This is a genomic window from Agarivorans sp. D1326 (assembly GCF_056958115.1).
In genome coordinates, this window is sequence record NZ_JBTWEN010000003.1 from 1 (window position 1) to 12830 (window position 12830).

General features: G+C 46.9%; 5 protein-coding genes. All 5 read left to right on the forward strand.

Going from position 1 to position 12830, the window contains the following annotated elements; all coding sequences use genetic code 11:
* Positions 1 to 40 precede the first annotated feature (40 nt).
* The 5 genes from ACYFDN_RS06715 (at position 41) to ACYFDN_RS06735 (ending at position 12830) form a co-directional block, all read left to right on the forward strand.
* On the forward strand, positions 41 to 7252 hold the full coding sequence (locus ACYFDN_RS06715; RefSeq protein WP_483510485.1) for a cadherin-like domain-containing protein: 7212 nt from the start codon (positions 41 to 43) through the stop codon (positions 7250 to 7252).
* Positions 7253 to 7334: 82 nt separating this feature from the next.
* Complete coding sequence (locus ACYFDN_RS06720) at positions 7335 to 9494, forward strand: type I secretion system permease/ATPase (protein WP_483510486.1); 2160 nt, start codon at positions 7335 to 7337, stop codon at positions 9492 to 9494.
* Positions 9487 to 10881, forward strand: a complete 1395-nt coding sequence (locus tag ACYFDN_RS06725) for an HlyD family type I secretion periplasmic adaptor subunit (RefSeq protein WP_016403956.1) — start codon at positions 9487 to 9489, stop codon at positions 10879 to 10881. The genes ACYFDN_RS06720 and ACYFDN_RS06725 overlap by 8 nt, the downstream gene beginning before the upstream one ends.
* A gap of 48 nt (positions 10882 to 10929) precedes the next feature.
* Complete coding sequence (locus tag ACYFDN_RS06730) at positions 10930 to 12225, forward strand: TolC family outer membrane protein (protein WP_483510487.1); 1296 nt, start codon at positions 10930 to 10932, stop codon at positions 12223 to 12225.
* Entirely contained in the window at positions 12225 to 12830 is a 606-nt protein-coding gene (locus ACYFDN_RS06735; RefSeq protein ID WP_016403954.1) for an OmpA family protein, read from the forward strand. Before ACYFDN_RS06730 ends, ACYFDN_RS06735 begins: the two co-directional genes overlap by 1 nt.

The window sequence follows — 12830 nt, forward strand, 5'->3', positions numbered from 1 at the left end:
AGCTGCCATTACTCGTGTGGATGAAGGTCCAAGCATTAGCGTGACCGCTGAAGCAGTGACCGAGGAATCTGTGTCTACAGACACCGTGGTTGCTAATTTTACGTCCAGCGATCCAGAGGGTGACGCCCAGACCTACGCCTTGCTCAATAATGGCGATGGCTATTTAGTGCTTGATGGCAATCAAGTCAAACTGACCGATGCCGGTGTGGCCGCGGTCAACAATGACCAGCTGAATTTATCAGAGCTGAACGTTAGTGTAGAAGTGATCGCCAATGGCAAGACGGCCAGCGACAGCGATACAGCTGCCATTACTCGTGTGGATGAAGGCCCAAGCATTAGCGTTACTGCAGAAACGCTCACTGAAGAATCCGTGTCTACTGACACAGTGGTTGCTAACTTTACGTCTAGCGATCCAGAAGGTGACGCACAGACCCACGCCTTGCTCAACAATGGCGATGGCTATTTGGTGATAGATGGCAACCAAGTCAAACTCACCGATGCTGGTGTGGCTGCGGTTAACAATGACCAGCTGAACTTATCAGAGCTGAACGTTAGTGTAGAGGTTACTGCCAATGGTCAAACTGCCAGCGACAGTGATACAGCCGCTATTACTCGTGTGGATGAAGGTCCAAGCATTAGTGTCGCTGCAGAAACGCTCACCGAAGAATCCGTTTCTACTGATACTGTGGTTGCTAACTTTACGTCTAGCGATCCAGAAGGTGATACGCAGACCTACGCCTTGCTCAACAATGACGATGGCTACTTGGTGCTTGATGGCAACCAAGTCAAACTGACCGATGCCGGTGTGACCGCGGTCAACAACGATACTCTCAATCTTTCCGAACTTAACATTAGTGTAGAAGTGACCGCCAATGGTCAAACTGCCAGCGACAGTGATACGGCGGAAGTTATTCGGGTGAACGATGCACCGACCACCAGTAATGTGGTTCTCGACCCAGTGGCGGAAGACGCAGTGGATGGGCGAGTGATCACCGAAGCCGAACTCTTAGCCAATGCCGGTGATATTGATAATGACCTAGCGGATTTATCAGTGAGCAACCTAAGCCTAATTGGTAACGGCACTCTGGTTAATAACAACGACGGGACCTGGACCTACACCCCAGCTGAGAACGATGACGGCAGCGTGAGCTTTAGCTACGATATTAGCGATGGTGAAGCGACCATCAGCACAGGTACTGCCGACCTAGACATTACGCCTGTGAACGACGCACCTACCACCAGTAATGTGGTTCTCGACCCAGTGGCGGAAGATGCAGTGGGTGGTCGAGTGATCACCGAAGCCGAACTCTTAGCCAATGCCGGTGATATTGATAATGACCTAGCGGATTTATCAGTGAGCAACCTAAGCCTAATTGGTAACGGCACTCTGGTTAATAACAACGACGGGACCTGGACCTACACCCCAGCTGAGAACGATGACGGCAGCGTGAGCTTTAGCTACGATATTAGCGATGGTGAAGCGACCATCAGCACAGGTACTGCCGACCTAGACATTACGCCTGTGAACGACGCACCTACCACCAGTAATGTGGTTCTCGACCCAGTGGCGGAAGATGCAGTGGGTGGTCGAGTGATCACCGAAGCCGAACTCTTAGCCAATGCCGGTGATATTGATAATGACCTAGCGGATTTATCAGTGAGCAACCTAAGCCTAATTGGTAACGGCACGCTCACCAACAACAACGATGGCACTTGGACGTACACGCCTGCTAAAGACGATGATGGCAGCGTGAGCTTTAGCTACGACATTAGCGATGGTGAGGCCACTATCAGCACAGGCACAGCCGACCTAGACATTACGCCTGTGAACGACGCACCTACCACCAGTAATGTGGTGTTAGACCCAGTGGCAGAAGATGCTGTGGGTGGTAGAGTTATTACTGAAGCGGAGCTCTTGGCTAATGCCGGTGATATTGATAATGACCTAGCGGATTTATCGGTGAGCAACCTAAGCCTGATTGGCAACGGTACTCTGGTTAATAATAACGACGGCACCTGGACGTATACGCCAGCTAAAGACGATGATGGCAGCGTGAGCTTTAGCTACGACATTAGCGATGGTGAAGCGACCATCATCACAGGTACTGCTGACCTAGACATTACCCCGGTGAACGATGCACCTATCACCAGTAATGTGGTTCTCGACCCAGTGGCGGAAGATGCCGTGGGCGGTAGAGTGATCACCGAAGCCGAAATCTTAGCTAGTGCCGGTGATATTGATAATGACCTAGCAGATTTATCGGTGAGTAACCTAAGCCTGATTGGTAACGGTACTCTCACCAACAACAACGACGGTACTTGGACCTATACGCCAGCTGAGAACGATGACGGTAGTGTGAGCTTTAGCTACGACATTAGCGATGGTGAAGCGACCATCAGCACCGGGACTGCCGACCTAGACATTACGCCCGTGAACGATGCACCTACCACCAGTAATGTGGTGTTAGACCCAGTGGCGGAAGATGCAGTGGGTGGCCGAGTGATCACCGAAGCCGAGCTCTTGGCCAATGCCGGTGATATTGATAATGACCTAGCGGATTTATCGGTGAGCAACCTAAGCCTAATTGGTAACGGCACGCTCACCAACAATAACGATGGCACTTGGACGTATACGCCAGCTGAAAACGATGACGGCAGCGTGAGCTTTAGCTACGACATTAGCGATGGTGAAGCCACCATCAGCACAGGTACTGCCGACTTAGACATTACGCCTGTGAACGATGCACCTACCACCAGTAACGTAGTGTTAGACCCAGTGGCGGAAGATGCAGTGGGTGGTCGAGTGATCACCGAAGCCGAGCTCTTGGCCAATGCCGGTGATATCGATAATGACCTAGCGGATTTATCGGTGAGCAACCTAAGCCTAATTGGTAACGGCACGCTCACCAACAATAACGATGGCACCTGGACCTACACGCCTGCTAAAGACGATGACGGTAGCGTGAGCTTTAGCTACGACATTAGCGATGGTGAAGCGACCATCAGCACCGGGACTGCCGACCTAGACATTACGCCTGTGAACGATGCACCTACCACCAGTAATGTGGTGTTAGACCCAGTGGCGGAAGATGCAGTGGGTGGCCGAGTGATCACCGAAGCCGAGCTCTTGGCCAATGCCGGTGATATTGATAATGACCTAGCGGATTTATCGGTGAGCAACCTAAGCCTAATTGGTAACGGCACGCTCACCAACAATAACGATGGCACTTGGACGTATACGCCAGCTGAAAACGATGACGGCAGCGTGAGCTTTAGCTACGACATTAGCGATGGTGAAGCCACCATCAGCACAGGTACTGCCGACTTAGACATTACGCCTGTGAACGATGCACCTACCACCAGTAACGTAGTGTTAGACCCAGTGGCGGAAGATGCAGTGGGTGGTCGAGTGATCACCGAAGCCGAGCTCTTGGCCAATGCCGGTGATATCGATAATGACCTAGCCGATTTATCGGTGAGCAACCTAAGCCTAATTGGTAACGGCACGCTCACCAACAATAACGATGGCACTTGGACGTATACGCCAGCTAAAAACGATGACGGCAGCGTGAGCTTTAGCTACGACATTAGCGATGGTGAAGCCACCATCAGCACAGGTACTGCCGACTTAGACATTACGCCTGTGAACGATGCACCTACCACCAGTAACGTAGTGTTAGACCCAGTGGCGGAAGATGCAGTGGGTGGTCGAGTGATCACCGAAGCCGAGCTCTTGGCCAATGCCGGTGATATCGATAATGACCTAGCGGATTTATCGGTGAGCAACCTAAGCCTTAATGGTAACGGCACGCTCACCAACAATAACGATGGCACCTGGACCTACACGCCTGCTAAAGACGATGACGGTAGCGTGAGCTTTAGCTACGACATTAGCGATGGTGAAGCGACCATCAGCACCGGGACTGCCGACCTAGACATTACGCCTGTGAACGATGCACCTACCACCAGCAATGTGGTGTTAGACCCAGTGGCGGAAGATGCAGTGGGTGGTCGAGTGATCACCGAAGCCGAGCTCTTAGCTAATGCCGGTGATATCGATAATGACCTAGCCGATTTATCGGTGAGCAACCTAAGCCTAATTGGTAACGGCACGCTCACCAACAATAACGATGGCACTTGGACGTATACGCCAGCTAAAGACGATGATGGCAGCGTGAGCTTTAGCTACGACATTAGCGATGGTGAAGCGACCATCAGCACAGGTACTGCCGATTTAGACATTACCCCAGTGAATGATGCGCCAGACGCACAAGATGATAGCTTTGCTAACATTGCATCATCAGAGACAGTTTTGCTTGACCTTGTTGCTAACGATAGCGACTTGGAAGGCGATGCAATCAGCGTTAAATCAATTCACGGTACAGATCTAACTCCTGGTGTCGCTCAAAGTATCTCTGTACCAAATGGAGTGGTGAATGTAACTGCTGCTGGAGTTATCAGTTATACAGCCAGTGCAAATGGTAGTGGCTTAGTCGAGTTTTCATACGTATTACAAGATGAGCATGGCGCTGAAAGCAGCGCTGATGTAAGCGGCAATGTCGTTAACTTGTCCAACGACAGCGCTCAAGTATATGAGTCAGGTTTGGCTAGTGGTTCTGCACCTAGTGCTGAAACTAGCTCAGCCACAGGTAATTTATTAGCAAATGATGATGGCTTAGTTGACGGTTTAGAGTTAAGCAGTGTGATATATCAGGGTATTCCGCATACTGCTGACGCGAATGGCGTAATTACGATTGATACTGCTCAAGGGCAGTTAAGCGTTTATACCCAAGACTATAATGGTTTTAGCAAGGGTGATTACGAGTATCAGCTAGAGAGCTCAAGTTTAGATGGTGATGGAGTAAGCGAAAGCTTCAACTATTTGGTGGCTAATCCAACTTCGGGCTTTGTTACTCAAGCAAGCTTAGAAATAAGTATTGAAGACGATGCTCCAATTGGCCACGACCTTTCTCATAGCTTAGAATCAAGCCCCTTGTTGGTAACAACCAACCTTGTTTTGGTTTTAGATACTTCTGCCAGTATGACTAATGGTGAACACGGCGATGGCTTAAACTACCTAGAAATCGCCGTTAAAGCTTTGTCTAATTTAATAGAGCAAGCTGATGCTGCAGGTAACGTCAATGTGCAAATTGTTGGCTTCTCTGATTCTGTAATAAGCAGCGGCTGGATCAGCGACAACGTTGAAGACGCTTTAAGCTATCTACAGGATTTAAGCTCAGGTGGCGGTACTCACTACGATATTGCGCTTAATGAGGTGATTTCAAGCAGTACCAGTGCTCAGCAGCCAGATACTGATAATACCTTGTTGTATTTTATCTCTGATGGTGAGCCAAACTTTGGTTACGGTATTGATGATACCGTTGAATATAACGGCTCCAATGGCCTTGCAGCATGGGATGAGTTTGTTCAAGACAATATTGATACAAGCTACGGCATTGGTATTGGTCAGGCAGATTTAGATGTATTGAAGGATGTGGCTTCAGAATCCGCGACAGATGAATTTGCCTTCATCGTTGATGATGTAACAGACTTATCTTCCACACTTGTTGAAAGCTACCTTGAAGCTGAAGTTGATGCTTCACTTGGTTTACTGCAAACCGCCTCTACAGACGGCTTCATGGTTGGTGCTGATGATGGCTACGTAAGTGCCATAACAGTAGACGATGTGACGTATAGCTATGATCCTCGTGCAGTTCCAGAGCAAGAGAAAAACGTAAGTATTACTACTGCTTTAGGCGGAGTTCTACTGCTTAACTTTGTAACCGGCGCATACTCTTATGAGCTTGATGTTGGTGGCGATGGATGGGGACAACAAGAAAACATTGCGGTAACCGTAACCGATTTTGATGGTGACACAAGCTCTATTAATATCGAAATTAACACTGTATTTGAAGCAGTGGTTGATGCTAACCGCGATGTGATTATTACCAATCAAGATGGTAGCAGCACCATAAGCGTACCAAGCCTAGCACTACTCTGGAACGATACTGGCGACGACATCAGTTTTGATGGAGTAGGCAGTGCCGTTGGTGGTTCGGTAAGTGGTAGTGATGAAATCTTGTTTGATTCAGATGACGGAGTTGGCTTAGGCATTCACGATAGCAACTTTGAAACCGAAGAGTTATCGATTATCGCAACTGCTGAAGATGTAAGCTTTGTTGATTTTAATGGCCACGATACAGTGGATTTAAGTGACCGTTCCCTATTTAGTCTAAATGATGGAAATATTCCTCAAATCGTATCGGGTGGTTATTCATTCACCTACCAAAGTGAGTTAGTAAATGATAACGACCCAGTAACTAATGCCGATGAAGATTGGATTAAAGTTACTTTAGCGAAAGGTGAAGTGCTGTGGGCAAATATGGCCACTATTTCGGGAGAAGAAAGAGTCAAAGTAGACGCTTTCATTTATGACTCCGAAGGCAATTTGCTAGAAACCGATAATGGGGAAAAGCAATTTCAAGAAGATTGGCAGGGACCTAGAGGTAGCTTTACTGCAACTGAAGAAGGTGAATACTACATACAAATCGTTGCCGATGATGACACCGATAGCGGTTTTTATCAGATGCATTTAACCATTGATGCCAGCAGTGCTGTTTATCAAAAATCAGCGCTTACCGATACCCAAGAAGAATTTGAATATAGCATCATAGGTGATGGTGGTGCCTTAGATACAACCACTGCAGAGCTTATTGGCGTTCAAGGTAGCTCAATTGATGGTGGCGAGGGTGATGAAGTACTTGTAGGCAATGAGGCGTCTAATGCTATTGATGGTGATGCTGGAGATGACGCCTTAGTTGGTTATGCGGGTGACGACCAACTTGATGGTGGTGTTGGTGAAGACTTGCTGATAGGTGGGCAAGGTAATGATATTCTTACCGGTGGTGATGACAGTGACATGTTTGCTTGGTTAGAAGGTGATGATCAATCTACCAGTAACGATACGGTAACTGATTTCACCCTAAAAGCTGATGGCGACGCAGATGTGCTTGATTTAAGTGATTTGCTGCAAGGTGAAACAGAGGCAAGCTTAGAATCGTATCTGTCTTTTGAAACCGTCAATAATGGCGGTAATGTTGAGACGATTATCTCAATCGATAAAGACGGCGCCAGCAATGGTGAAAGTGTTCATCAAACTATTACCCTTAAAGATGTCGACTTCTCAGGCATGAGCGATAGTGAAATTTTGAGCCAATTAATTGAAGATCAACAGCTTAATGTAGATAACTAGCCGCTTAAGGTTTGGGAAATTGTAGATTCAAGAGTAAGCTAAGGCTTACTCTTGATGTTTTTGTTTATGGAAAGGACGCTCGGTGCAGGACGCTAACCCACAGCAGCAATATCGCGATTTAGATTTAACCGCAGAAAGAACAGACCCTTTACTGAGTAGCTTAGTGTTTTTATCTAAGTATTACGGTAAACCTTTTTCTGCGCGCGCTCTATCTGCTGGTCTGCCTTTAGAGGAAGGCTTGCTAACACCAGCCTTATTGCCTCGTGCCGCTTTGCGCGCCGGTATGGACGCCTCTATCGTTAAAAAGCCAATTAACAAAATACCTGAACTGCTCTTACCTTGTATTTTGCTGCTAAAAGATGGTCGTTCTTGTGTGCTGCTTTCACGAAGTGACGAAGGCATAGAAGTCGCTTGGCCGGAGCTTCCCGATAGTCATGAACACATCTCTTTAGATAAGCTTGCACCAGATTACACCGGCTTTTGTTGTTATGTTCGTAAGCGTTATCGCTTTGATGCTCGTTCTCCAGAGTCATTAAGCAATAAACAAGGCCATTGGTTTTGGAATACCCTGCGTCGCTCAGCGCCCATTTATAGAGATGCCTTAGTCGCTTCCTTGTTTCTTAATTTGTTTGCTATAGCCTCTCCGCTGTTTGTAATGAATGTTTATGATCGGGTGGTTCCTAACTCGGCGATAGATACCTTATGGGTACTTACTGCAGGTATGGCCTTGGTGCTGGTGTTTGATTTTGCTCTCAAGCAAATGCGCGCTTACACCTTAGATTTAGCGGCGAAAAAATCTGATATTTTGCTCTCTGCGCGGATCTTCGAAAAACTACTCAACATCAAAGCAGAAGTGCGGCCGCCTTCGGTAGGGGCTTTTGCTAAGAACGTACAAGAGTTTGATTCCATTAGGGAGTTTGTTACTTCGTCAACCATTGCTGCCCTGGTCGATGTACCGTTTTCCTTGCTGTTCCTATTGGTCATCGCCATGGTGGCTGGGCCATTAGCTCTGGTGCCCGCTGGTGCCGCTCTAGTGATGCTACTTTACTCTTTTTACATTAAACGCAAAATGCATCAAGAAGTTGAGTTGGGTAGTCGCTTTGCCAGCCAAAAAAATGCCCATCTTATCGAAAGCTTAAACGGCATTGAATCCTTGAAATTAGCTGGGGCCGAGAGTCAGTTTCAACACAAGTGGGAAGAGCTAGTGGGTAACATCGCCACTTGGAACATGGCTATTCGCAAACTGGCCACATCGGTAGGTAACGTTAACGCCTTTGTCTCACAAAGTACCACGGTATTGATTGTGGTTGTTGGGGTATTCCAAATCTCTCAAGGTGAGTTATCGATGGGCGGGTTAGTTGCTGCTGTTATGCTTACTGGCCGTGCCTTAGTGCCATTCTCTCAAGTATCTCTACTCGCAACACGTTATAACCAAGCACAATCTGCATTGGAAAATCTCGAAGATATAATGCAATTGCCCGATGAGAATTTAGAGCGTTATATGCATCGTTCTCATTTTGACGGAGCAATCAGTTTTACGGATGTGAGCTTTACCTATCCTGGTAGCGATCAGCAAGTACTTAAGAACGTAAGCTTCTCTCTAAAAGCCAAAGAAAAAGTTGCGATTATTGGCAAAATTGGCGCTGGGAAAACCAGTTTAGAGAAAGTCTTGCTTGGGTTTTATACACCTCAGCATGGCGCTATTCGCCTTGATGGCGTGGATCTCAACCAAATTAGCCCCGCAGATATTCGACAAAAAATGGGCTGTTTACCGCAAGACATCAATCTGTTTTTTGGCTCTATTCGTGAAAACATCACCTTAGGCGTGCCGCATATTGAAGATGAGTTAATCTTTCGAGCTGCCGAATTGGCTGGTGTTACTCAATTTACCGATGTGGACCCAGAAGGCTTAGACAGACAAGTTGGTGAACGGGGTCAATATCTGTCGGGTGGGCAGCGCCAAGCTGTCGCCTTAGCACGAGCACTGCTGTTTAATCCACCAGTATTGGTATTGGATGAACCAACCAGCAGCATGGATGCCTACTCAGAAAACCTCGTCAAAAAACGCTTGAAGCAAGTCGCTGAAGATAAAACTTTTGTATTGATTACCCACAAGATGTCGATGTTGGATTTAGTTGATCGGATTATTGTACTCGAACGAGGCCAAGTGGTTGCCGATGGCAGTAAAGCAGAAGTACTAGAGTTGTTGCGTAGTGGCAAAGTGAGGGCGCCAAATGAGTAAGCGCAAGCAGGACCTCTCGGAAGCTGAGCTAAAGTTTGTTGACGATATTAATGCTGCTATTTTGATGAAAACGCCACGTCGTTCTAAGCGTTTGTTGTGGCTTATTTTTGTTTTGCTAGCTTGCGCACTGTATTGGGCTCACTGGGCCAAAGTTGATGAAGTTACAGTAGGCAGCGGTAAAGTTATTCCTTCGCAACAAATTCAAACCATTCAGAATCTAGAAGGCGGTATTCTCAAGCAGATTTTGGTTAAAGAAGGAGAGCACGTCGAGCCAGCCCAGCCCTTATTGCTAATTGACGATACCCGCTTTCGTTCCGACTTTAGAGAACAACAACAGCGGGTGATTAATCTAGAAGGCGACGTGGCTCGCCTTAAAAGTGAAATTGCCAGTATTCAATTAAACCCTGAATTACCAACGCAGCAGTGGCGTGATCAAGTGCAAGTTGTTGAGGTCGACATCGCCTTTGATGATGAGTTTAAACAGCAATACCCCTCAGAAGTTACCGGCCAGCAGCTGCAAAAGTCAGCACGTTTAAGCGCATTACAAAATCAGCTATCCATTACTGCTGGTCAAATAGAGCAAAAGCAGCAAGAGCTACTTGAGCTTAAATCCAAAATTACCCATGTAAATACTAGTTACAATCTCGTTCTAGAGGAATTGCGAATTACCAAGCCTTTAGCCGAAGAAGGCATTGTCTCGCAAGTTGAGATATTAAAACTACGCCGCCAAGCCAACGATTTAAATGGTGAGTTGCAAAGTAGCAAGTTGTTAGAACCTAAGATCAACAGCGCCATCGGCGAAACCATTTATAAGCGCCGAGATATCGCTCTTAACTTTCTTAGTGAGGCTCGCCGTGAGCTCAACCAAATTGAAGCAGAGCTACAACCTTTAAGCGAGGGGCAGGTTGGCTTGCGTGATAGGGTTGATAGAACCTCGGTGGTTTCTCCGGTAAAAGGCACGGTAAAGAAAATCTACATTAATACCGTTGGCGGCGTCGTCCAGCCAGGTATGAGCATCATGGAAATTGTCCCGATCGAAGATAACCTTTTGGTTGAGGCGAAAATTCAGCCAAAAGATATTGCATTTCTTCGGCCAGGGCTTAAAACTGTTGTTAAATTCAGTGCTTACGATTTTTCTATCTACGGTGGATTAGACGGCCAACTAGAACATATTAGTGCCGACACCATTTTGGATGAAGAAGGGAATAGTTATTATTTGGTCAGGGTACGAACCGATAAAAACTATTTAGGGAATGATGAAGCGCCATTGCCTATTATTCCCGGCATGCTATCTAGTGTAGATATCATCACTGGCAAGAAAAGTATTTTAGATTATTTGCTAAAACCAATAATTAAAGCGCAACAATCAGCGCTACGCGAACGATAAGAAAGTCTGTTTGCTAACCCTTTGGTTAGCCTACGACAAGGAGTGTTAATGAATAAGCTGACCTTAACCCTAGCGTCTGGTCTATTGATGTCTTGTAACTTGGCTTCAGCACAGTCATTGGAGCAAGCGGTAGCTAAAGTGCTTACCGAGCATCCGCAGCTGCAGTCATCTTTTAATCAATTTAAGGCCAGCAGCGAGCAATACCAAAGTGCCAAAGGCGGTTACTACCCAACGATAGATCTCACCGCTGGTGCAGGTTGGGGCCAACGGGAAACTGAAACTCTGGGCGTAAATAGTGCTAATCCCACAGAAATTGGCGTGAGTATTCGCCAGCTTCTGTTTAGTGGTTTTGCTACATCTGGAGAGGTTACTCGTACTGAAAACGAAACCTTGGCCGATCAATGGCTGTTATATAACGATGCCGAAAACATCGCCTTGCGAGTGGTTGATGTTTACCTCGAAGTAATAAAGCAGCAACAGTTATCGGAACTTGCCGAAAGCAATCTGCAAACTCACTTAGCCATTCAAAAAGACATTAAAAAACGCACCGATTCGGGTGTGGGTTCTAGTGCTGATTTAACCCAAGTAAATGGCCGTGTTGCCCGAGCAACCACCAACTCGTTATCTGCAAAAAATAACTTGATGGACGCGCAAACTCAGTTTTTGCGAGTGGTTAACGAGCTACCCAAAGATTTAGTGCAACCGGGGGCCGATGTGGCCTTGATACCTGCAGACCTTGATGCAGCGCTTGCCGCGGCTTTAGATGTGCACCCAACCCTTAAGTCGGCTCAATACGACGTTGCCGCCGCGAACGCACAAACCACCGTAGCTAAAGCAAACAACTATCCAGAAATTGCCTTGGAGTTAGATGGTAACTGGGATCGCAACCAAAACGGTTTGGATGATACTAAAGATTATGAGTTAGCCGCGATGCTCCGCCTGCGTTACAACTTGTTTAACGGTGGCAGTGATGCCGCTGAAATTCGCCGCAGTGCTTACGATGTTAATCGTGCTAAAGCGGTGGGTGAAGACGCATATCGCCAAGTTAGCGAGGGTACCCGTTTAGCTTGGAATGCTTGGGATGTATTGGTTCGTCAAAAATCCTTTCTGCAACAGCATGTTGAGGCGAGCTTTCAAACCGTTGAGGCTTACAAAAAGCAATTTAACTTAGGCAAGCGTAGCCTGTTAGATGTACTGAATACCGAAAATGAACTATTTGAAGCGCAAAATGAATTCATTAGTGCCGACATTGATGAACTTCGCGCGAAGTACCGTTTACTCAATGCCACAGGCTTACTGCTTGAGGCTTTACGTGTTAATCGACCAGAGGACTGGACTTTTTAATGAAAAACAAGAGCTTAATTGTCGCAGCGGCTGTTTTGGCCTTAACTGCGTGTAGTCAAACTGCTGATACTTACCAGGCTGAGCCTGCTAATTACGACCGCCAAGACCAAGATGGTGATGGCGTTATCAATGAGCGCGATCTTTGCCCGGATACCGAAGCGGGTGCAGCGGTTGATAACGATGGCTGTTCAGAGTTTCAAAGCGTAGATGATGGTTATGAATTGATGGTCTTTTTTGGCCACGACTCAAGCAAACTAACCGATGAATATGCTCCGCAGCTTCAACAAGTTGCCGACTTTATGCAGAAGTATCCAGAGGTGAAAATCAGTGTTGAAGGCTACGCTAGCGCTAGTGGCAGTAAGTCTTACAACCTTAAGCTGTCTAAACGTCGTGCCGCAAGTGTACGCCAGCAATTAATCGACGACTACGCTGTGAGCGCAGAGCGCATTGAGCTAGAAGCAATTGGGGAAGAAGAGTTGTTGGCTGCTGGTGATTCAGAACAGGCAGAAGCTGCTAATCGCCGAGCTCGAATTTTTGTACAAGAACAATACCGCGAAGCGGTTCCTCGCTGGTCAATTTATACGCCGCACTTAAAGCAGCAATAG

Excerpts from the sequence above, each read along its gene's own strand:
- ACYFDN_RS06725 (WP_016403956.1), top strand. The coding sequence starts at position 9,487 with ATGAGTAAGCGCAAGCAGGACCTCTCGGAAGCTGAGCTAAAGTTTGTT.
- ACYFDN_RS06730 (WP_483510487.1), top strand. The coding sequence starts at position 10,930 with ATGAATAAGCTGACCTTAACCCTAGCGTCTGGTCTATTGATGTCTTGT.
- ACYFDN_RS06735 (WP_016403954.1), top strand. The coding sequence starts at position 12,225 with ATGAAAAACAAGAGCTTAATTGTCGCAGCGGCTGTTTTGGCCTTAACT.